We start from the raw sequence: 21,896 nt of genomic DNA on the forward strand, positions 1-21,896 counted from the left end.
CTCAGCCATGGTCGTGATGGTGACCATGGTCATGCCCGTGCCCGTGACCGTGGGAATGGCCGCCATGGGCGTGGTAAGCACCGCGCGCTGGCTGGAAAGGTTCTTCCACATCACGCACTGTTGCGCCAAGGCCTTCCAGCATCGCGCGGATCACGTGGTCACGCAGGATGAGAATACGCTCCTCCTCGATCTGCGCCGAAAGGTGCCGGTTGCCCAGATGCCAGGCAAGCTCGATCAGGTGAAGACGATCCTTCGCCTTGATTTCGAACAGCTTTTCGTCCGCAGCGCGAACCTCCACCAGATCACCGTTCTCCACCACCAGCAGGTCGCCATGGGCAAACAGTACGGCTTCCTTCAAATCCAACATCACCATCTCGTCATTCTGCAAATGCAGAAGTTTGCGGCGCAGATGCCGCTGGTCATGCGCGAGAGTGACATAACCGGAAGGTTCGTCGGCTGGAGTTCCGGCGGGGTGATAGGACGTGACGCGCAGCATGGGATGATCCATTTCAGAAACAGTCTTGGGGTTCCGATTGTTGACGGATAGCCCGGCCGATTTCAAGGCGTGTTTTCAGGTCGAACGCGTCTCGGAAAACGAAAAAGCCCGGCATCGCTGCCGGGCCTTGTCAAAAAAGCAAACCGCAATCAGGCCGCAGCGCGGCTCTTCAGGTTTTCCAGAATGTTCTGCGGCGAGGAAACACCGTAAGGGTCGGTATCGCTATTATCGCAATAGCCCTCTTCCTCGAACCACTGCTCCACCATACCGTCATTGATGACGGCGGCGTAACGCCAGGAGCGCATGCCGAAACCGAGATTGTCCTTGGCGACCAGCATGCCCATCTTGCGGGTGAACTCACCCGAACCGTCAGGAATGACCTTGACGTTTTCGAGGTTCTGGCCCTTTGCCCAGGCATTCATCACGAAGGCATCGTTGACCGACAGGCAATAGATTTCATCGACGCCGAGCGCGCGGAATTCGCCCGCGAGCTTTTCGAAATCGGGAAGCTGGTAGGTCGAGCAGGTCGGCGTGAAAGCGCCGGGCAACGAGAAGAGAACGACCTTTTTGCCCTTGAAGTAATCGTCGGAGGTCATGTCCTGCCAACGGAAAGGGTTGGGGCCACCAACGGCCTCGTCGCGAACACGCGTGCGGAAGGTAACGGCGGGCACTTTTTTGCCGAGCATGTCTTGTCTCCTGATCTGTCTTCAATTTTCTGGCGTTTTGCACGGATCGCTTGGGACCGATCCGCACGGAATTCTTTTGCCGTTTCTTTAGCGCAAGATGCGCTGCGGTGCAGCATAAAAATCGGATTACCAGACGTCAAATCAACGAAACGTCGCACCGCGGGAAGATCAATTGTGCAGCGCTACCGACCAGCGCAACAGTGGCGGCAACGGTGTCCACCAGCCGGTGTGAATGCCGGCTTGCCGCAGCATGGCGGCAGACCACGTGTTGCAGCCGGCCAGCGCATTGAACCAGCCATTCGCCTCGAAAAATCCATCCGTCAGGCTGTAGGAAGCACCGGGTATAAGCTGAACTTTGTCATTGTCCCGCAGGAAGCTCGCACGAATGCCCGCCACAAGTCGCTGATATCCCGCTTCGGAAATGCGAAGGCGCTTCACCCCGGCAAGGTCGGCGGGAAAATCCCCAGTCACATCCACATGCATCACAGACTGGTCGAGTGTCAGAGAGCGCACGACTGGCATCGGCTTCAGGTCGGCCCATGTCGGCGTCTGTATGTAAAACGACCGGCCACCCCAGCCGAACACCAGATAGGCAGCAGCCGGATGGTTGACCGCGATACCGCCCTCCTGCAATTCGGAAAAGACCCGACGCAGATCGTCATCAACAGGCAGGGCGATATCGGTATGGATCGGATTGGATAACAGCAATATCTCGCGATCCCTCACGCCGCTTGTTTCATCGGCAAAAAAGGGTCGCGGCACGACGGTGCCGAGCACAAGAAGCAGGATGATCAGCAGCAGGCCACCGCCGATCCACCTTGTGATAAATCTCACCGCGAAACGCCGTCAGAACAGGAAATAACGCTGCGCCATCGGCAGCACCGTCGCCGGTTCACAGGTCAGAAGCTCGCCATCGGCGCGCACCTCATACGTTTCCGGGTCAACCTCGATATGCGGGGTCAGCGAATTGTGGATCATCGAGGCCTTGGAAATACCGCCGCGCACGTTCTTCACCGCCATCAGCTTCTTGGCAACACCAAGACGCCCTGCAAGGCCGGCATCCAGCGACGCCTGACTGACAAATGTAACCGAGGAATTGGTGCGCAGCTTGCCATAGGCGGCAAACATCGGGCGGTAATGCATCGGCTGCGGCGTGGGAATGGAGGCATTCGGATCGCCCATCGGTGCCGCGGCGATGGAACCGCCGAGCAACACCATTTCCGGCTTCACGCCGAAGAATGCCGGGTTCCACAACACCAGATCGGCACGCTTGCCGACTTCGATGGAGCCGATCTCATGGCTGACGCCCTGCGCGATGGCCGGGTTGATGGTATATTTGGCGATGTAACGGCGGACGCGGAAATTGTCGTTTTCGCCGGTCTCTTCCTTCAGGCGGCCGCGCTGGCGCTTCATCTTGTCAGCCGTCTGCCAGGTGCGGATCGCCACTTCACCGACACGGCCCATGGCCTGGCTGTCGGAGGAAATGATCGAGAACGCGCCGATATCGTGGAGAATATCCTCCGCCGCGATGGTTTCCTTGCGGATGCGGCTTTCGGCGAACGCGATATCCTCAGGGATGGACGACGACAGGTGGTGGCACACCATCAGCATATCCAGATGTTCGGCCAGCGTATTGATGGTGTAGGGCCGCGTCGGGTTGGTGGAAGACGGGATGACGTTCAGATTACCGCAGACCTTGATGATATCAGGCGCATGGCCGCCGCCTGCCCCTTCGGTGTGGAAGGCATGGATGGTACGGCCCTTGATGGCGGCAACCGTGTCTTCCACGAAACCGCTCTCGTTCAGCGTATCGGTGTGGATCATCACCTGCACGTCATATTCGTCAGCCACCGTCAGGCAATTGTCGATGGCGGCGGGCGTCGTGCCCCAGTCCTCGTGCAACTTCAGCGATGAGGCACCGGCAAGGATCATCTCTTCCAGCGGCGCGGGCAACGAAGCATTGCCCTTGCCCGCCAATGCGAGGTTCATCGGGAAAGCGTCGAAGCTCTCGATCATCCGCTCGATGTGCCACGCGCCGGTGCAGGTGGTGGCAAGCGTGCCATGCGCGGGGCCGGAACCGCCGCCCAGCATGCAGGTAACGCCGCTCATCAGCGCTTCTTCGATCTGCTGCGGGCAGATGAAGTGGATATGTGCATCCATGCCACCGGCAGTCAGAATCTTGCCTTCGCCGGCAATCGCCTCTGTCGAAGGGCCGACAATGATTGTCACGCCCGGCTGCGTATCGGGGTTGCCCGCCTTGCCGATGGCGTGGATGCGCCCGTTCTTCAGGCCCACATCCGCTTTGTAGATGCCGCTATGGTCGACGATGACGACGTTGGTGATGACGGTATCGACAGCGCCCTCGGCCCGCGTCGCCTGGCTCTGACCCATGCCGTCGCGAATGACCTTGCCACCGCCGAATTTCACTTCCTCGCCATAGGTCGTGTAGTCCTTCTCGATCTCGATGAAGAGTTCGGTATCGGCAAGACGCACCTTGTCGCCGACGGTCGGGCCGAACATGCCGGCATAGGCGGCGCGGGAAATCTTGTAAGGCATGGGTTCAGGCTCCTTCGGACGCGGAGAAAATCGATATGGGAGAAATTCGTGTCAGCCGGCCCTCGTGTGTGAGGGCCTCTACAAGCTGTTTTTCGGCGGCAAACGGATGCCCGTTCCAGCCGTGATGACCAAAGCCCGCAATCGCCACCTCGTCATCACCGCCGCTCACGGTCTCCAGAACATGGGCGATGGCAAGAAGCCCGGTGCTCGGGCAGACGTAAGGGGCCGGCGCATAGACCTGCAATGCGTGATCAAGCCGCTCATGCACCCCGCGCGGAATGACGATGTGGCTCTTGCCGGTCTCTTCGGCTAATGCTGCGAAACCGGCGGTATAATCGGCACAAAAATCGGTCAGTTCGGGCCAGCGAGCGCGGATATCCGGCTCCATCTGCGAAAATTTCGCGGGATCGCGCACCGACCAGATGGCGGAAGCCTGCTGCACCCCCTCATTGTCGCGCCACGCGGCCCCTTCGCTCATCTCGCGGCCGGGCCGGCCGGTGTTGCAAACGGCCACCACATCCGTGCGGCTGCCGCCAGCGCCCAGCGAACGGCAATCGTTGAAGCGGATGACAATGTCGGAAAGGTCGATGAGATCAGCCACGCCCTGCGGCATTTCTCCGTTTCCGACAATCATGATCCGCCGCCCCATACCGTTCAGAAACCTTCGGACAACTGGCGCAATTCATCAGCGCGCTTGTTGCTCATATCGGCCAGGCATGAGGAAACCAGCATCGGCTCCATCGTGCCGCCACGCGCCTGAAACCCGAAGGCATCACAATTGGCATCGCGAAACGCCACCCAGGCACGCTGGGCGGCAACCAATGCATCCACGGCACCCTTGCCGCTTTCGTCTGCCGTCTTGTCACGCTCGGCAAGCTGCTTGCGAACCTTCTGGTAGGCGGCGTTCAACTGCTTGTCGGCCTTTTCGTAATCCTTGCCGGCGCAGATTGTCATATCGGCCTGCGTTTGCGGCGAGGTGCAATCGGGCGCGTCATCGGCAAATGCGGGAGACGCCGCAAGAGACAGCAGGACAGCCGCACCGAAACAGAATTTTTTCAAAGTCATGGCCATCACTCAGGCAGCCGCGCCATCGAAAGCCTGCGGCTTCAGCGCACGCGGATCGACACCATCAAGGCAATTGGTATTCACCGCCACCATCGGCGTCCCATCCGGCCCATCGGCATAGGCAAAACTCTCAATGCCGCAGGTGGAGCAGAACAGATGATGGATCTTGTGCTTGTTGAAGAGATATTCCGTCAGCTTGTCGTCGCCGGAAAGCAGGGTGAATTTTTCGCGCGGCGCAAAGGCAAGCGTCGAGCCCAAGCGCTTGCAGCGCGAGCAATTGCACACTACCGTGTGGTCGAGATCGGCATCGACCTCGAAGCTCACGTCGCCGCACTGGCAACTTCCGTGATAATGTGCCGTCGCCATCTCATAACCTCCCCATGATCTGTTGACGAAACCCGTAAACCTCACGCTTGCCGGAAAGCGGCACCAGCGTCACTTCCCGTTTCTGGCCGGGTTCAAAACGAACCGCAGTGCCGGCCGGAATGTCGAGACGCATGCCGCGCACCTTATCGCGGTCGAAGACAAGACCCGCATTGGTCTCGAAGAAATGGTAATGGCTGCCCACCTGAACCGGCCGGTCACCGGTATTGGCCACCTCGATCGTCACCGTCGGCTGGCCGGCATTGAGTTCGATGGTGCCCTCTGCGGCAATGATTTCGCCTGGTTTCATGGTGCTCCCCTTTGTCTCTCTCAAGCAGCGGTGGCTGCCGCGCAGCCTTCAGCCTTCAGCACCCGTGTCGTCGATGCCGGATTGTTAACGAGTTTGGCCGCCGGGCGGATGGGCCTGCGAACCAGCTCGCCGCCGCAATTCGGGCAGGCGCCTTTGAGCACATCGGTCGCGCAATCGGCGCAAAAGGTGCATTCGAACGAGCAGATCATCGCAACCCGGCTGTCGGGGGCAAGATCACGGTCGCAGCATTCGCAATTGGGCCGAAGCTCCAGCGCCATATCGTCCCCCTCAGCGTATCGGTTCGTGAACGGTCACAAGCTTGGTGCCGTCGGGAAATGTTGCTTCCACCTGCACATCATGGATCATGTCGGCGATGCCTTCCATAACCTGATCGCGGGAAATGACATGCGCGCCGGCTTCCATCAGGTCGGCCACCGCGCGACCATCGCGGGCGCCCTCGACAACGAAATCGGTAATCAGCGCAATCGCTTCCGGGTAATTCAGCTTCACGCCACGCTCCAGCCGGCGGCGCGCCACCATGGCGGCCATGGAAATCAGCAGCTTGTCTTTTTCTCTCGGAGTAAGGTTCATCGTCGTCCCGCAGCTTTCGCACCTGCCCCGCAAAACACAGTGTTTCAGGGGCCGATCCGACTTGTTTGACAGACCCCGGAAGGTCGCCTGTCGCGGGCGATCCGGAGCTTTACAGATTCCAGACTTTCGGCACTGGCGCGCCGTTTCGCAAGAGCGAAATGATCGGAAAAAGTATTTTTCTAAGGGAGAAGCCGTCCGCGGCGGACACGCGCACGACAAGCTTGCCCTGCCATTCGCTGGCGCCGCCGCTTTCACCGGCAATAGCCCGGATTTTAGGCAAAAGCGCCTCGGCCAGAGGCCCGATATAAAGAAGCGTGGCAAAGGCCACCTGCCCGGCAAGCACTGCCGGTTTTGCCGTCAGCTCCGCCACTTCACCCGCAAGCAGCAGCTCTTCGGCATGTACCAGCCGGCCGCCATGGCGAATGCGCCAGCGATCCCGGAACAGGCCATGCTGCATCGCTTCGCCCATGGCCTGACGCCCGAGCAGCACGGCTTCGACGGCGATGAATTCGGAGGTTGCGTCGAGATCGGCTTCCAGCCTGCGGGTCAGCGACGCGCGGTCGAAAAGAATGGTTTCCTGCGGCAGCCAGTGCAACCGGGCGCCCGGCCCTGCGGAAACGCGGGCGGTGACGGTGGCGGTTCCGGAGGATGCCTTGTAGACCTTCTCGCAGGCCTGCGTCGTCACCACCAGCGAGGTGCCGGCCCCGGCAACAGCCTGCCATTCCATTTCATCTCCGCCGGTCAATCCGCCGGAGGAGTTGATGAGGATGGCCTCGATCTCGTTGGAAAACGTATCCGGCAGGCGGATCTTGGCGCAACCTTCCTGGAACAATTGGTCCAGCCGGCTGCGCCCTTCGACAGCCTTGGTTACAATGCGTCCTCTGCCACGGGCGCGCTGCTGCCGGGCAGGTTCGCTGTCTTCGAAACCGGAAGGGCGGATGGCTTGCTGTTCTGGCTGCACGCGGTCTCCGAAACGGTTGCGGAAGCGGACCCGGCCTTGGCGCCGCAATCTTTTTTGACGACGGCATCCACCACCATCTGTCCTTCCGTGTTGCGGAAGAAATCCCACATTCTTTCCGCCGCATCAACCGTGCGCGTCACTTCGCCTGTGGGCATCTTGCGCTCCACGGCGGGTTCCGCCTTCGGCGTCTGCTCGCCACCCGGCTTGCGGGTAAGGACCGCCGACGCTGCCAGCACTTCCGCCTTCATGGTGGCGCGCGGCCAGGCATGGTCCCAATTGTCAATGACATAGGACTGGATACGTGCCCCGCCCTTGCAGACGTCATAGGAATTAACGGTGAAGCTCTCGCCCGGTCTGGTTTTCGCGCCGCCCTTGCAGCCGTCCATTTCCGCCCAGCGTTTCAGCGCCGTCTCGCCGCTATATTGCCAGTAGGACTTGCCACCACCCTGATAGGGATTGGCCGGATCCTTCAGACCCGCAAAGGCGATGATCGACATTGGCCGCGCCGGCTTGCAGCTTGCCGCATCCGGTCCCCATTTGCCCTCTGTCTCCAACGGATAACCCGCGCGCAACGATGCAACGAAGCCAGCAGCGGTGAAATCCGCGCTGCCATTGCAGATGAATTGCGACAGCATGCGCCCGCCGCCGGAATAACCGGAACCGTAAAAGCGCTCCTCATCCACGCAGAACTTGCCTTTCACCATGGCAATTGCATCGCGAATGAAGCTCACCTCATCCAGACCGCCGGGACGGGTGGTAACACCAGGAACATTCCAGGCATGGGTGCCGGGTAATTCGCCATTGAGGCTGCCCGCCAGCGCCACCACCATCAGGCCGTCGCGCTCGGCAAGCTTGTCCCAGCCGCTGCGGTTCAACTGGCCGTGCGGATTGCTGTTGGAGCCGTGGAAATCGAACACGACAGGCACCGGTTTTTTTCCGTCATAGGCCGATGGAACGAAATAAACGCCTTCGCGTTTTTGACCACTGGAGAGAATGGAAAAATCATGCCTGCCTGGCTCCACGCCGGGTTGAGCAAGCTGACCGCAGGTCGAGGCCGACGCTGCGACACTCGCGCTCGCGCAGATCGCAAGACCCAGAAACAGGGTACGGGCGGAGCGGAACAGCCGGGCAGCCCGGCCAAGGGCAAAGTCTTGATGCATTGACACGCCTTTATTGGGCACGGTTTCCCCGACGATACGTCGGACGCGCGTGGAATGTAAGGGATCAACTGTCGCGGCGTGCGAATAGACTTCGTCTGTGTCTCGCATGCAGCATTTCCGCTGCCAATATCACAGGCGTTTATTCAATGAAATGCTAAAATTGCGCATAAAAGCCATGCAGACACGCATAGACTTTCAAAATATTAATCGGCCGTTTGCACGCCGTGATCGGCAGGCGTGACTTCTAGTCTCGATTTATACTGTCAGATGGCGACGCGCCTCGGGCGTATCCAGCGTTTCGGCAAGCCCCTCATGCACAATTTCGCCCCGGTCCATGATGTAGACATAGTCGGCAAGCTCACGGCAGAAATCCAGATATTGCTCGACCAGCAGGATCGCCATACCGGTTGAATCCCTGAGATATTTGATTGCGCGGCCGATATCCTTGATGATCGACGGCTGAATGCCTTCGGTCGGCTCGTCGAGAACGAGGATTTTCGGCCGCGTCACCAGCGCCCGGCCGATGGCGAGCTGCTGCTGCTGGCCACCGGACAGGTCGCCGCCGCGTCTGCCCAGCATGGATTGCAGCACCGGAAACAGGCTGAAAATATCGTCGGGAATGAAACGCTCCTTGCGCGGCAGCGGCGCATAACCGCTTTCAAGGTTTTCCTGCACGCTGAGCAGCGGAAAGATTTCACGCCCCTGTGGCACGTAGCCGACGCCGCGCTTGGCGCGGTGGTAAGGCGCCAGCCCATCCAGTGCCGCTCCTTCAAAGCTGATCGACCCGCCACTGATGGCATGCTGGCCGGTGACCGCGCGCAACAACGAGCTTTTGCCCACGCCGTTTCGGCCGAGAACACAGGTGATCTTGCCCATCTCCGCTTTCAGCGACACGCCCCGCAGGGCTTGGGCTGCGCCATAGTGGAGGTTGATGTTTTCGACGTTCAGCATGGTGCAACTCCATTGATGCTTTGGTGGGCGGCGCTACCCCCCTCTGCCCTGCCGGGCATCTCCCTCACAAGGAGGGAGATCAGATGCCGTTCCCGCTCGTCCCATCGCCTACTGGTCTTGGGGCAGGGTGTTAGCCGCTTGCCGATCTCCCCCCTGGTGGGGGAGATGCCCGGCAGGGCAGAGGGGGGTAAAGCCGCAGACGCTTCCATCACCGTCCCAGATAATTCTCGATCACCTTCGGATCGCTGGACACAAAATCGATCGACCCTTCAGCCAGCACCGAGCCCTCGGCAAGACACGTCACCTTCACGCCCAGCTCGCGGATGAAGCCCATGTCGTGCTCCACCACCACGACCGAGCGGGTCTTGGCGATTTCCTTCAGAAGCACGGCGGTTTCGGCTGTCTCCGCATCCGTCATGCCCGCCACCGGCTCATCCACCAGCAGCAGCTTCGGTTCCTGTGCCAAGAGCATGCCAATCTCCAGCCACTGTTTCTGGCCGTGCGAGAGGTTGGCCGCGAGATCGCCGCGGCGGTGGCTGAGACGCACGGTGGCGAGGATTTCCTCGATACGCGCCTTGTCCTCCGCTGTCAGCCTGTAGAACAGCGTGGCGAAGACGCCGCGTTTGCGGTTCAACGCCAGTTCCAGATTGTCCCAGACGGTATGGCTTTCAAACACCGTTGGCTTCTGGAATTTACGCCCGATGCCCAGCTGGGCAATGTCCGCCTCGTCCTTTTTCGTGAGGTCGATGCTGTCTTCGAACAGTACCGTGCCGGTATCCGGCCGGGTCTTGCCGGTGATGATATCCATCATCGTCGTCTTGCCGGCGCCATTCGGACCGATGATGGCCCGCAGCTCGCCCGGCTCCACCACGAAGGACAGGGAATTGAGCGCCCTGAACCCGTCGAAGGAAACGGAAACACCGTCGAGATAAAGCAGGCTTTTGGTTCTGTTTTCGGAAACCGTGTTCATATCAGCCTCACTCCGCCGCCTGTTGCGCCGCTGTTGCAGCACTGTCATTGCCCGGTTGTCCGGCCGCACTTGCCGCCCGCGCAACACGCTTTTCGCGCCGCCCGACCAGATAATGCTGCACGGTGCCGACGATGCCCTTGGGGAAGAACAGCGTCACCGCGATGAACAGCCCACCCAGTGCAAACAGCCAAAATTCGGGGAAAGCGCCGGTGAAATAGCTCTTGCCGCCATTGACCAGCAGCGCGCCGATGATCGGCCCGATCAGCGTGCCGCGCCCGCCGACTGCGGTCCAAACCACCACCTCGATGGAGTTGGCGGGGGAGAATTCGCCGGGATTGATGATGCCCACCTGCGGCACGAACAGCGCACCGGCAATGCCCGCCATCATGGCCGAGACGACGAAGGTAAAGAGCTTGATGTTTTCCACCCGGAAACCGAGGAAGCGCACCCGGCTTTCGGCATCGCGCACGCCCACCAGCACCTTGCCGAATTTGGAATTGACGATGCCGGATGCAATCAGCAGTGAAAGCGCCAGCATAACGGCCGTCATCGCAAACAGCACGGCACGGGTGCCATCCGCCTGCACGGAAAAGCCGAGAATATCCTTGAAATCGGTGAGGCCATTATTGCCGCCGAAACCCATGTCGTTGCGGAAGAAGGCAAGCAGCAGGGCGTAGGTCATGGCCTGCGTGATGATGGAGAGGTAAACGCCGTTGACGCGCGAGCGGAAGGCGAACCAGCCGAACACGAAGGCGAGCAGGCCGGGCACCACCAGCACCATCAGTGCTGCAAACCAGAACATGTCGAAGCCGTGCCAGAACCACGGCAGTTCCTTCCAGTTGAGGAACACCATGAAGTCAGGCAGCACGGGATGGCCGTAAACACCGCGCGTGCCGATCTGCCGCATCAGATACATGCCCATGGCATAACCGCCGAGCGCGAAGAAGGCGGCGTGGCCGAGCGAGAGAATGCCGCAATATCCCCAGACCAGATCAAGCGCCAGCGCCAGCAGCGCATAGGCCAGATATTTGCCGAGCATCGACATGATGTAGGTCGGGATGCGGAACGCGCTGTCAGCCGGCAACAGCAGATTGGAGGCGGGCACCAGCACGGCGATGGCCAGGATGATGCCGATGGCGATGGAAATGCGCCGATCGAGCGCGCGCAGGAGGAAGCCGGTAATCATGCTTCGATCGCCCTTCCCTTGAGTGCGAAGAGACCACGTGGCCGCTTCTGGATGAACAGGATGATGAGAACGAGCACGAGGATCTTGCCGAGCACGGCGCCCACCGTCGGCTCAAGGAACTTGTTGAGCACGCCGAGCGACAGCGCACCCACGAGCGTTCCCCAGAGATTGCCGACCCCGCCGAATACCACCACCATGAAACTGTCGATGATGTAGCTCTGGCCGAGATTGGGCGAGACATTGTCGATCTGCGACAGCGCTACCCCGGCAAGGCCGGCAACGCCGGAACCGAGCGCGAAGGTGAAGGCATCCACCCAGGGCGTGCGGATGCCCATGGAAGAGGCCATGCGGCGGTTCTGGGTCACAGCGCGCATCTGCAAGCCGAAGGCGGAGCGCTTCAAAAGCACCAGCAGCGCGAAGAAGACGGAAAGCGAGAAACAGACGATCCACACGCGGTTCCAGGTGAAATTGAGGTAACCGACGCTGAAGGAGCCGGACATCCAGCTCGGGCTGCCGACCTCACGGTTGGTCGGGCCGAAGATGGAACGCACGCCCTGTTGCAGGATCAGCGAGATACCCCAGGTGGCGAGCAGCGTTTCCAGCGGTCGCCCGTAGAGATAGCGGATGACTCCGCGCTCCATGATGAGGCCGACGCAGGCTGTGACCAGAAAGGCGGCCGGCAGGGCAATCGCCAGTGACCAGTCGAACAGGCCGGGGAAATGGCTGCGGATCAGCTCCTGCACCATGAAGGTGGAGTAAGCGCCGATCATCACCATCTCGCCATGCGCCATATTGATGATGCCCATGACGCCGAAGGTGATGGCAAGTCCGATGGCGGCCAGCAGCAGCACGGAACCGAGCGACAGGCCGTACCAGATGTTCTGCGCGTAGTCCCAGATGGCAAGGGAACTCTCGATGCTCGAAATCGCCTCGTCCACATCCGGCTTCAGGCTCGGATCAACCGTGGGCGTCGCCGCCATCAGAATGCTGATCGCATCGCGCCCGCCAAGCGCCTTGATGGTGGCGATCGCTTCTTTCTTCACCTCGAGGGGGCGGTCGGAAGAGAGCAGCGAGACAGCCCGCGCCTCCTCCATCCGCGTCCGCACCTCTTTGTCGGCTTCCTTGGATATGGCCGCTTCCAGCAATTCCAGATTTTCGGCACTGGGGGCTTTCAGAACCGCATCGGCGGCGGAAAGCCGCACCGAGCGTTCCGGACTGAGCAACGTCAGGCCGCCCATCGCGGCGCGGATGACGCGACGCAGATTGTTGTTGACCCTGATCTTGGTAACCGCCGCCTTCGGCGCTTCGCCAGCGCTTTCGCCGGTCAGCGGATCGATGAGCGTGAAATTGGAACCCGACGGCTTGGTCATGAACACCAGATTGTCGGCCTTGCGCACGTAAAGATCGCCTGATGCAAAAGCCTCAAGCGCCGGCACCACCCGCGCGTCGCCGGTGGCAGCAATCTGGCCGATCAATGTTTCGGCCTGCTTGAAGTCAGCCGTGCCGAGCTGGTCGATCAGCGCCTTCGGATCGCTCTGCGCGAGGGACTGGGCGGCGATCCCCAGGGTGAGCCAGAGGAAGATGGCTCCGAGAAAAGATCGGATCGTCATGTCGGGTTCCTTGGAGCGGCGGTGTATTTTATCTGGCGATGAGTAAGTGGCTTACCCCCCTCTCCCCTGCCGGGCATCTCCCCCACAAGGAGGGAGATCGGCAAGACGCGCCTGCGTCGCTCTGTCTCTACAGACGAGAAAGAGCGGAGCCTTGCCGCGAGTCGATCTCCCCACCTGGGGGGGAGATGCCCGACAGGGCAGAGGGGGGCATGCTTGTTCAGTTTCGAATGATAAAACCGCCCCCAACGAGGGGGCGGAAACCACTAATCCCTATCAGCTACCCTTGCCGCCGCACTTGCCCGTGGCCACGTTGAAGTTGCCGCAAGACATCGGCTTGCGCCAATCCGAAATCAGATCCTTCGAGTCAGGCAGGTAATCCGACCATTCGTCACCCACGACCTGTGGCGTCTGCTGCACGATTTCGAACTGCCCATCGGCCTGGATTTCACCGATCAGCACCGGCTTGGTGATGTGGTGGTTCGGCATGACGGTGGAGTAACCGCCAGAAAGGTTCGGCACGGAAACGCCGATGATGCTGTCAAGAACCGCGTCCGTATCGGTCGTGCCTGCGGTTTCGACGGCCTTAACCCAGGCGTTGAAACCGATATAGGCGGCTTCCATCGGGTCGTTCGTCACGCGCTTGTCGTTCTTGGTGAACGCATGCCAGGTCTTGATGAATTCGGCGTTGACCTCGGTATCGACAGACTGGAAGTAGTTCCAGGCGGCAAGGTGGCCGACCAGCGGCGCGGTATCGAGACCGGCAAGCTCTTCTTCACCGACCGAGAAGGCGACGACCGGAATGTCCTCGGCCTTGATGCCCTGGTTCGCCAGCTCCTTGTAGAAGGGCACGTTGGCGTCACCATTGATGGTGGAGACAACGGCGGTCTTCTTGCCGGCCGAGCCGAACTTCTTGATGTCGGACACGATCGTCTGCCAGTCGGACTGGCCGAACGGCGTGTAGTTGATCATGATGTCCTCTTCCTTGACGCCCTTCGACATCAGGTAGGCCTTCAGGATCTTGTTTGTGGTCTGCGGGTAGACATAGTCGGTACCTGCCAGAACCCAGCGCTCGACGCCTTCGGTCTTGGCGAGATAATCGACGGCCGGAATGGCCTGCTGGTTGGGCGCTGCACCCGTGTAGACGATGTTGCGGGAGGATTCTTCACCCTCATACTGCACCGGGTAGAACAGCAGGGAATTCAGCTCTTCGAAAACCGGCAGCACGGATTTGCGCGACGAAGATGTCCAGCAACCGAAAACGGCCGCGACCTTGTCCTGCGAAATCAGCTGGCGGGCCTTTTCGGCAAACAGCGGCCAGTCGGAGGCCGGGTCGACCACGACGGCTTCGAGCTTCTTGCCGAGAACGCCGCCCTTCTTGTTCTGCTCGTCGATGAGCATCAGCATGGCGTCCTTCAGCGTCGTCTCTGAAATCGCCATGGTGCCGGAAAGAGAATGCAGCACGCCTACCTTGATCGTATCGTCGGCGGCAAATGCGCCATGGAAGGCGGTGGTGGACATGATTGCGCCGAGCAGCGCGGCGCTAAGCGTCTTGCGGAATGTCATCGGAAGAACCCCTCTCCTTGTTTAGCCCTCACGGGGCTTCAGCGGCATCGTTGACCGCTGCTGGAAGGGACTATCGATCTCGCGGGCGAGAAACCGTATACGTCAATTGACGTAGGAGGGGTGGCGAAAGCTGCAGGGGGTGTTGGGGAGAGGGAAATCCCGGCCGGGGCAATCGATGTGAAACCTGGCGTTTCAACATGCTTCTTCTCCGGCAGGGAAGACTCGAGCAGCAGCGGGTCGAGGGTGCGAGGTCGGAGACAGACTGAGATGTCGTCCCTTCATCCAGCGCTTCGCGCCACCTTCTCCCCGGCAGGGGAGAAGAAACGATCAGCGACGCTTCACATCAGGCGTGCGGCTTGTCGTCCCGCTCTTCGTCGCGGATCGCATCGTCATGATACCAGGAGCCGAAATCGACATGCGGCTGACGTGCCTCGCGCTCCAGATCGCTCAGCCCGATGTTACGGAACTTTGAGAGCCCCGCGCGTCCGCCGACCGGAAATTGAAAGATCGTTGCCGTTTCACGATGAAAGCCAGTTGCCATATCGAACATCTCACTTTGTTTGCATCGAAGCACTTTGGTTGTGAAGCAAACCCGTTAGCTCTGGTTTAGCTCCATCTGATTAAAAAAAAATCATGTTGCGAAAAATATAGGCATTAAATGGTCATTCAGCAAGAAAAACCATTCCGGAAGCGCCGGTTTTTGGGGCAAATGCCGATCCGTCGTTCGCAATCGAAAACATTGCACCGCAACAGGGCATTTTGAGCGATGCCACCCGCTATCTGTTAGGAATCACTGACGAAACATTAGGGTTCGATTTACCTGCCGCAGTGCAGCATGAGCGGTTAATGGCCATATCAGCCCCCTCGGCCCTGAGCATGCCTGAAAGATTTTTCGAAGAATTCGCAAAACATCGCCAATCTGGCACGCGGCATGCATCTATATGGCCAGCCCTTGAACGCGAATGTGCTTCCGGTGGCGAAAGCCACGGCAAGCCTCAAGGCTTCGCATTGTTACCTATGAGAGGTTCGTAATGACTAAGTTCAAACTCGAGTACATCTGGCTTGACGGTTATAAGCCGGTCCCCAACCTGCGCGGCAAGACACAGGTCAAGGAATTCGATGAATTCCCGACGCTCGAGCAGCTGCCGCTTTGGGGTTTTGATGGCTCGTCCACGCAGCAGGCCGAAGGCCACTCTTCGGATTGCGTGCTGAAGCCCGTCGCGATTTACCCCGATCCGGCCCGCACCAACGGCGTACTGGTCATGTGCGAAGTCATGATGCCTGACGGCGTCACCCCGCATGCATCGAACAGCCGCGCGACCATCCTCGACGACGAGGACGCATGGTTCGGCTTCGAACAGGAATATTTCTTCTACCAGGACGGCCGCCCGCTCGGCTTCCCCGAGCAGGGTTACCCGGCTCCGCAGGGTCCGTATTACACCGGCGTCGGCTTCAAGAACGTCGGCTCGGTTGCCCGCGAAATCGTTGAAGAACATCTCGACCTCTGCCTCGAAGCCGGCATCAACCACGAAGGCATCAATGCCGAAGTGGCCAAGGGCCAGTGGGAATTCCAGGTATTCGGCAAGGGCTCCAAGCGCGCCGCCGACCAGATCTGGATCGCCCGTTACCTGCTGCTGCGTCTTTGCGAACAGTACGGCATCGACGTCGAATTCCATTGCAAGCCGCTCGGCGATACCGACTGGAACGGTTCGGGCATGCATTGCAACTTCTCCACCAAGTTCATGCGTGAAGTTGGCGGCAAGGAGTATTTCGAAGCCCTCATGGCCGCTTTCGCCAAGAACTGGCAGGAGCACATCGACGTTTACGGTCCGGACAACCACCTGCGCCTGACCGGCAAGCACGAAACCGCTCCGTGGAACAAGTTCTCCTACGGCGTTGCCGACCGTGGCGCCTCGATCCGCGTTCCGCACTCCTTCGTCAACAACGGTTACCGTGGTTACCTCGAAGACCGTCGTCCGAACTCGCAGGGCTGCCCTTACCAGATCGCTTCCGTTGTTCTGAAGACGATTGCAGAAGTGCCGCTCGCAAAGTCGGCTGCTGCCTGATAACCCAAGACATGGCGTCGCCCGCAACCGGGCGACGCCATTTTTATGTCCACCGAACGGCCGGACCGGACAGGCGACCTTTCGCCCTCTGCCCTGCGTGGAATATTCTTGCCTATGCGCAAACTCGAAGACGTTGCGTGGCTTTGACCAACCGCATCGGCTTTTCCGAAACCGCGACACGGTTTTCGGTCCGATGCTCTAAAGCAAGAAGGTGAGCGATGGGCATTCTCAAAAAATTCTCTCTCGAAAACCGCATCGCCATCATCACCGGCAGCGGCCGCGGCCTCGGTTTCGAAATCGCCAGAGCCTTTGCCGAGGCTGGCGCCCATGTGTGGCTGACCGGCCGTAGCGCCGAGGCGCTGGAACAGGCAGCAGGCATACTTCGGCAAGCCGGCGGAAAAGCCGATTATGCCGCTTTCGACATTGCCGATACCGCCGCCGGAACTGGCCTCGTCCACCGCATCATGGACGAATTCGGCCATCTCGATATCCTCGTCAACAATGTCGGCGCACGCGACCGCCGCCCGCTTTCCGAATTCAGCGACGAGGACGTGCTGGAGCTTATCCGCACCGACCTCACCTCCTCCGTCTCGCTGTCGCGAGACGCCGCGCAAGCCATGAATTCCAACGGTTACGGCCGCATCATCACCATCACCTCCATTCTCGGCCACATCGTCAGGCCGGGCGATGCGATCTATCCCGTTGCCAAGCAGGGGCTGACCGGGCTGATGCGCGCAATAGCTGTCGAATATGGTGCGCGCGGCATCACCAGCAACGCCATTGCACCCGGCATGTTCGCCACGGAAACCAATGCGGCCCTTGCCGAAAACCCTGACATGGTCGCATTCGCCAAACTGCGCGTGCCGCTGGAACGCTGGGGCAGGCCGGATGAAATCGCCGGTGCAGCCCTGTTTCTGGCCAGCGACGCCTCCTCCTTCGTCAACGGCCATGTGCTGACGGTGGATGGCGGCATGTCGGTGCGGCTGTGAGAATGGCAAAACACCTTTTGCGGAAAGGGGCTGGATCCTAGGCATGGCCGCACGGCAACGCATCATCCCCGTCAGGCGCGAATATAACCGCTGGGTCGCCAACCAGACGCTGGAAGATTATGCGCTGCGCTTCACCGCCAAAAGCGCCCGGCAATTTTCGTCCAACCGCATCTCCCACACCGCCATCGGCGCGATTTCCTTTCTGGCACTGGAAGCCATCGGCGGCGCGATCACGCTGTCATACGGCACCACCAACGCCTTTTACGCCATCATCGTCGCGGCCATTGCCATGCTTGCCGTCGGCCTGCCGATCAGCCGTTACGCCATCCGTCACGGCGTCGATATCGACCTCCTGACACGCGGCGCGAGCTTCGGTTACATCGGCTCCACCATCACCTCGCTGATCTACGCCGCCTTCACCTTCATGCTCTTCGCCATCGAGGCGTCGATCATGTCCGGCGCGCTGGAGCTGGCGCTCGGCATTCCCCTGTGGATCGGCTACATCATCTCCGCCGTCATGGTCATTCCGCTCGTCACCCACGGCGTGCGCCTCATCAGCCGTTTCCAGATCATCACCCAGCCCTTCTGGATCGTGCTGAACGTCCTGCCCTTCATCTTCATCGCTTTGATGGACTGGGAAAAATACGATCTGTGGCGGGCTTTTTCCGGCATTCATCACGCCTCCGGTCCGCCGGGCACCGTGGCCCATTTCAATCTGGTGGAATTCGGCGCGGCGTCTGCCGTCATCCTCGCGCTGATGTCGCAGATCGGCGAACAGGTGGATTTCCTGCGCTTCCTGCCCGCCGAGGGACAGAGCCGCCTGCGCCATCGCATCGCGGTCTTTCTGGCGGGTGCCGGCTGGGTCGTCGTCGGCGTGCCGAAGCTGCTGGCCGGTTCCTTCCTCGTGGTCTTGACCTTCAGTTCCGGCGTCTCGGTGGACCGCGCCGCCGATCCGGCCCAGATGTACCTGACCGCCTTCGGCTACATGATCCCCAACCATACGGCGGCCATGCTGCTGATGGTCGCCTTCGTGGTGGTCTCGCAGCTGAAGATCAACGTCATGAACGCCTATGCGGGCTCGCTCGCCTGGTCCAACTTCTTCTCCCGCCTCACCCACAGCCATCCCGGCCGCGTGGTCTGGCTGGTCTTCAACGTGGTGATCGCGCTGCTGTTGATGGAACTCGGCATCTATCGCCTGCTGGAAGAAACGCTCGGCATTTTTTCCATCGTCGCCATGGCCTGGCTCTGCACCATCTCGGCCGATCTGTTCATCAACAAGCCGCTCGGCCTTGCCCCACCGGGCATCGAGTTCAAGCGCGCCCATCTCTACGATATCAATCCCGTCGGCGTCGGCTCCATGGCGCTTTCGGCCACCATTGCGCTGATGGCGCATTTCGGCACCTTCGGCGCACTCGCTGCCTCGCTTGCGCCCTATCTCACCCTCATCGTCGCCTTCATAGCCTCGCCGCTGATCGCCTGGGGCACGAAGGGCAAATTCTATCTGGCCCGCAAGCCGCGCCAGAAATGGCGCGAGCTGAGCGCCATCACCTGCTCCATCTGCGAACACCCGTTCGAGCCGGAAGACATGGCATGGTGTCCGGCCTATGCGGCGCCGATCTGTTCGCTCTGCTGCTCGCTGGACAGCCGCTGCCATGACATGTGCAAGCCAAAGGCCAAGCTCAACTATCAAGTCGCGACGGTCGCAAAATCTTTCCTGCCCCACCAATTGGTGGCAAAACTCGCCACACGGCTCGGACGTTATGGCATGGCGGCGGCCATCGCCGTCACCGCCATTGGCGGCATATTGGCGCTCATCGCCCATCAGGTCGGCACCGCCTCGCCGGCAACGGCTGACGTGGTCAACCGCACCATCCTCATCGTGTTTTTCGTCTTTGCCGTCATTGCCGGCATCGTCTGCTGGTTTCTGGTTCTTGCCCATGACAGCCGGGTGGTCGCGGAAGAGGAATCCTCACGCCAGAACACGCTGCTGTTGAAGGAAATCGCCGCCCACAAGAAGACCGACGCCGCCCTTCAGGACGCCAAGGAAACGGCTGAGGCCGCCAACCGCGCCAAGAGCCGCTACGTGGTCGGCCTCAGCCACGAATTGCGCACGCCGCTCAACGCTGTTTTGGGCTACGCCCAGATCCTCGAACGCGATGAGACCATTCCCGCGCCGCGGCAATCGGCAATCAAGGTCATTCGCCGTTCCGCCGACCATCTCTCCGGCCTGATCGACGGGCTTCTGGATATTTCCAAGATAGAGGCTGGCCGCCTGCAGGTCTATTCCAACGAGATCAATATTCAGGATTTCCTCGACCAGATCGTCGATATGTTCCGCCCGCAGGCGCAGGCCAAGGGTCTGGAATTCAGGCATGAACGCGCCCATTCCCTGCCGCAATATGTCCGCACGGATGAAAAGCGTCTGCGCCAGATCCTCGTCAACCTGCTCTCCAACGCCATCAAGTTCACCGACGAGGGCAGCGTCACCTTCGATGTCGCCTATCGCAGCCAGGTGGCGAGCTTCACGGTGTCGGATACCGGGCGCGGCATTGCCGAAAAAGACCTCGCCCGCATCTACGAGCCTTTCCAGCGCGGCGAGGCCGAAAGCGTGCGCCCCATGCCGGGCCTTGGCCTCGGCCTCACCATCACGAGGCTTCTGACCAACACGCTGGGCGGCGAGATTTCCGTCTCCAGCGAAAAGGACAACGGCTCCACCTTCCGCGTTCGTCTCATGCTGTCGGCCGTGCACCGGCCAAGTACCGCACCTGCGCCGGAAAAAACCATTCGCTCCTATTCCGGCCCACGCCGCACCATCGTGGTGGTTGATGATAACGAGGATCACCGCGAGCTGATGCGGCAGGTGCTTTCGCCGCTCGATTTCGTGGTGCTGACCGCCCAGAGCGGACCGGAATGCCTGACACTCATCGAAGGCGTGCAGCCCGACCTCTTCCTCATCGATATCTCCATGCCCGGAATGTCCGGCTGGCAGCTTGTGACGAAGTTGCGTGAAGCAGGGCAGACGGCTCCGCTCATCATGCTCTCGGCCAATATCGGTGACGGCACCGTAGCGGGTGCCGGAGAAGACAATCACAACGACGCCATCGCCAAGCCGGTCGATATCCGCCACCTGTGCGACAGGCTTGCGGTGCATCTCGGCCTGAAGTGGATTTACGATACCGACCTTCCCCCGGCACCCATCCCCCAGCCGCCGGCGCAGATCGTTCATCCCGGCGCAATTCATATCAAGGATTTGCAGAGGCTCGGCGAAATAGGCTACATACGCGGCATAGAGGCAAAACTCGCAGATCTCGCCCGCAACACCAACAACCTGCCCTTCACGCAAGAGCTTGGCACCTATGTGCAGGCCTTCGATCTGGCCGGTTACGCCCATTTTCTAAAGCGGTTTGAAGAGAGCGACAGGGGAGACGGCAAGGCATGAGCGGGCAAGGCGCAGCACTGCCGAGAGACATTGTATTGCTGGTGGATGACAGTCCCGAAGCGCTCGGGTTCCTCACCGATGCGCTGGAACAGTCAGGCTTTTCGGCGCTGATCGCCACATCCGGTCAGGCCGCGCTCAACATTGCCGAACGCATCACGCCCGATATCATCCTGCTCGATGCGGTCATGCCGGCCATGGACGGTTTCGAAACCTGCCGCCGCCTGAAGGCCAACGCCGCCGTGGCCCAAGTGCCTGTCATCTTCATGACCGGGCTGACGGAGACCGAACATGTCGTGCGGGCGCTCGAATCCGGCGGTGTCGACTATCTGACCAAGCCGATCAACATCGATGAGCTGCGCGCCCGCATCCGTGTGCATCTCTCCAATGCCCGCTCGGCGCAGAGCGCCCGCGTGGCGCTTGATGCCGCCGGACGCCACCTGCTTGCCGTGCGCGCCAACGGCGCGATCCACTGGTCCACACCACAGGCAACCCGGCTGGTCAACGCCGCCACCGGCCGTGATGATGGGCTGGAGATCGTCGTTGCCCATATTTCCGGCTGGCTGGCCGACAGGACAACAGTGGATTCCGCCCGCGATGCACCGCTGACGATCACCGAGGCCGGGCGGCCCGCTTTGCAGCTATCCTTCCTCGGCGCAATGGGACCGGACGAATATCTCTTCCGTCTGACAGCCGCCAACGAGAAATCCGACGACCACCTGCTGAAGGACCACTTTGCCCTGACAACGCGGGAATCGGAAGTTCTGCTGTGGATTGCCAAAGGCAAATCCAACCGCGATATCGGCGATATTCTCGGCCTTTCCGCCAGAACCGTAAACAAACATCTGGAACAAATTTACGTCAAACTCGGTGTCGAAAACCGCGCCTCCGCCGCCGTCAAGGCCGCGCATATTTTGCATCAGGGGTGACGGCTGCA

At 60.4% G+C, this 21,896-nt stretch carries 22 protein-coding genes; 4 read left to right on the forward strand and 18 right to left on the reverse strand.

The genetic code is table 11. From position 1 onward, the window contains the following. Window position 1 precedes the first annotated feature (1 nt). The 18 genes from ureE to ACZ5A6_RS10455 all read right to left on the reverse strand — a co-directional run bounded on the left by ureE (window position 2) and on the right by ACZ5A6_RS10455 (window position 15,018). Complete coding sequence (ureE, locus tag ACZ5A6_RS10370; RefSeq protein WP_038492924.1) at window positions 2-496, reverse strand: urease accessory protein UreE; 495 nt, start codon at window positions 494-496, stop codon at window positions 2-4. Window positions 497-645: 149 nt separating this feature from the next. Then, the gene (locus tag ACZ5A6_RS10375; RefSeq protein ID WP_003513894.1) at window positions 646-1,182 is read right to left on the reverse strand and encodes a peroxiredoxin; all 537 of its coding nucleotides are present in this window, start codon (window positions 1,180-1,182) and stop codon (window positions 646-648) included. Window positions 1,183-1,350: 168 nt separating this feature from the next. Then, entirely contained in the window at window positions 1,351-2,016 is a 666-nt protein-coding gene (locus ACZ5A6_RS10380) for a TIGR02117 family protein (protein ID WP_111798651.1), read from the reverse strand. Between the two features lie 12 nt (window positions 2,017-2,028). Further along, window positions 2,029-3,738 (reverse strand): urease subunit alpha, encoded by a 1,710-nt coding sequence (gene ureC / locus ACZ5A6_RS10385; RefSeq protein WP_174060987.1) that lies wholly within the window; start codon window positions 3,736-3,738, stop codon window positions 2,029-2,031. A 4-nt stretch (window positions 3,739-3,742) separates the two neighbouring features. Beyond that, window positions 3,743-4,387, reverse strand: coding sequence for a Urease operon accessory protein (locus tag ACZ5A6_RS10390; RefSeq protein ID WP_162690660.1), 645 nt, complete (start codon window positions 4,385-4,387; stop codon window positions 3,743-3,745). Window positions 4,388-4,392: 5 nt separating this feature from the next. Next, window positions 4,393-4,803, reverse strand: a complete 411-nt coding sequence (locus ACZ5A6_RS10395; protein ID WP_025594323.1) for a lysozyme inhibitor LprI family protein — start codon at window positions 4,801-4,803, stop codon at window positions 4,393-4,395. A gap of 9 nt (window positions 4,804-4,812) precedes the next feature. After that, a complete protein-coding gene (locus tag ACZ5A6_RS10400; protein WP_003513905.1) occupies window positions 4,813-5,169 on the reverse strand; it encodes a GFA family protein in 357 nt (118 codons plus the stop codon). Between the two features lies 1 nt (window position 5,170). Continuing rightward, window positions 5,171-5,476: an urease subunit beta gene (locus ACZ5A6_RS10405; RefSeq protein ID WP_003491734.1), complete on the reverse strand. Its 306-nt coding sequence runs from the start codon at window positions 5,474-5,476 to the stop codon at window positions 5,171-5,173. A 20-nt stretch (window positions 5,477-5,496) separates the two neighbouring features. After that, window positions 5,497-5,754 carry a DUF1272 domain-containing protein gene (locus ACZ5A6_RS10410; protein ID WP_003513907.1) on the reverse strand — a complete coding sequence of 86 codons (258 nt, stop codon included), beginning with the start codon at window positions 5,752-5,754 and terminating at the stop codon, window positions 5,497-5,499. Between the two features lie 10 nt (window positions 5,755-5,764). Then, window positions 5,765-6,067, reverse strand: coding sequence for an urease subunit gamma (locus ACZ5A6_RS10415; protein WP_003513909.1), 303 nt, complete (start codon window positions 6,065-6,067; stop codon window positions 5,765-5,767). Between the two features lie 109 nt (window positions 6,068-6,176). Then, window positions 6,177-7,028: an urease accessory protein UreD gene (locus tag ACZ5A6_RS10420; RefSeq protein ID WP_162995206.1), complete on the reverse strand. Its 852-nt coding sequence runs from the start codon at window positions 7,026-7,028 to the stop codon at window positions 6,177-6,179. Further along, window positions 6,935-8,188, reverse strand: a complete 1,254-nt coding sequence (locus tag ACZ5A6_RS10425; protein ID WP_035198989.1) for a CE1 family esterase — start codon at window positions 8,186-8,188, stop codon at window positions 6,935-6,937. The genes ACZ5A6_RS10420 and ACZ5A6_RS10425 overlap by 94 nt, the downstream gene beginning before the upstream one ends. Window positions 8,189-8,443: 255 nt before the next feature. Continuing rightward, complete coding sequence (gene urtE / locus ACZ5A6_RS10430) at window positions 8,444-9,139, reverse strand: urea ABC transporter ATP-binding subunit UrtE (protein ID WP_003513916.1); 696 nt, start codon at window positions 9,137-9,139, stop codon at window positions 8,444-8,446. Window positions 9,140-9,347: 208 nt separating this feature from the next. Then, window positions 9,348-10,109 carry an urea ABC transporter ATP-binding protein UrtD gene (urtD, locus tag ACZ5A6_RS10435; protein WP_003513917.1) on the reverse strand — a complete coding sequence of 254 codons (762 nt, stop codon included), beginning with the start codon at window positions 10,107-10,109 and terminating at the stop codon, window positions 9,348-9,350. 7 nt (window positions 10,110-10,116) lie between these two features. Further along, window positions 10,117-11,295, reverse strand: a complete 1,179-nt coding sequence (gene urtC / locus ACZ5A6_RS10440; RefSeq protein WP_003513919.1) for an urea ABC transporter permease subunit UrtC — start codon at window positions 11,293-11,295, stop codon at window positions 10,117-10,119. After that, a complete protein-coding gene (gene urtB, locus ACZ5A6_RS10445; RefSeq protein ID WP_026330754.1) occupies window positions 11,292-12,905 on the reverse strand; it encodes an urea ABC transporter permease subunit UrtB in 1,614 nt (537 codons plus the stop codon). The genes urtC and urtB overlap by 4 nt, the downstream gene beginning before the upstream one ends. 273 nt (window positions 12,906-13,178) lie before the next feature. Beyond that, window positions 13,179-14,468, reverse strand: coding sequence for an urea ABC transporter substrate-binding protein (gene urtA, locus ACZ5A6_RS10450; protein ID WP_003513924.1), 1,290 nt, complete (start codon window positions 14,466-14,468; stop codon window positions 13,179-13,181). 343 nt (window positions 14,469-14,811) lie between these two features. After that, the gene (locus ACZ5A6_RS10455) at window positions 14,812-15,018 is read right to left on the reverse strand and encodes a DUF2735 domain-containing protein (protein ID WP_003513926.1); all 207 of its coding nucleotides are present in this window, start codon (window positions 15,016-15,018) and stop codon (window positions 14,812-14,814) included. A 481-nt stretch (window positions 15,019-15,499) separates the two neighbouring features. Here ACZ5A6_RS10455 and ACZ5A6_RS10460 point away from each other — a divergent pair, with 481 nt between their 5' ends. The 4 genes from ACZ5A6_RS10460 (at window position 15,500) to ACZ5A6_RS10475 (ending at window position 21,888) form a co-directional block, all read left to right on the forward strand. Continuing rightward, a complete protein-coding gene (locus tag ACZ5A6_RS10460) occupies window positions 15,500-16,534 on the forward strand; it encodes a glutamine synthetase beta-grasp domain-containing protein (RefSeq protein WP_003510168.1) in 1,035 nt (344 codons plus the stop codon). 218 nt (window positions 16,535-16,752) lie between these two features. Next, on the forward strand, window positions 16,753-17,523 hold the full coding sequence (locus ACZ5A6_RS10465) for an SDR family oxidoreductase (RefSeq protein WP_065658672.1): 771 nt from the start codon (window positions 16,753-16,755) through the stop codon (window positions 17,521-17,523). Window positions 17,524-17,566: 43 nt separating this feature from the next. Continuing rightward, window positions 17,567-20,962, forward strand: coding sequence for a hybrid sensor histidine kinase/response regulator (locus tag ACZ5A6_RS10470; protein ID WP_065658671.1), 3,396 nt, complete (start codon window positions 17,567-17,569; stop codon window positions 20,960-20,962). Continuing rightward, complete coding sequence (locus ACZ5A6_RS10475; protein WP_013636721.1) at window positions 20,959-21,888, forward strand: response regulator; 930 nt, start codon at window positions 20,959-20,961, stop codon at window positions 21,886-21,888. The genes ACZ5A6_RS10470 and ACZ5A6_RS10475 overlap by 4 nt, the downstream gene beginning before the upstream one ends. Window positions 21,889-21,896 lie beyond the last annotated feature (8 nt).

The sequence above is a fragment of the Agrobacterium sp. 6Ca8 genome, from assembly GCF_055382765.1.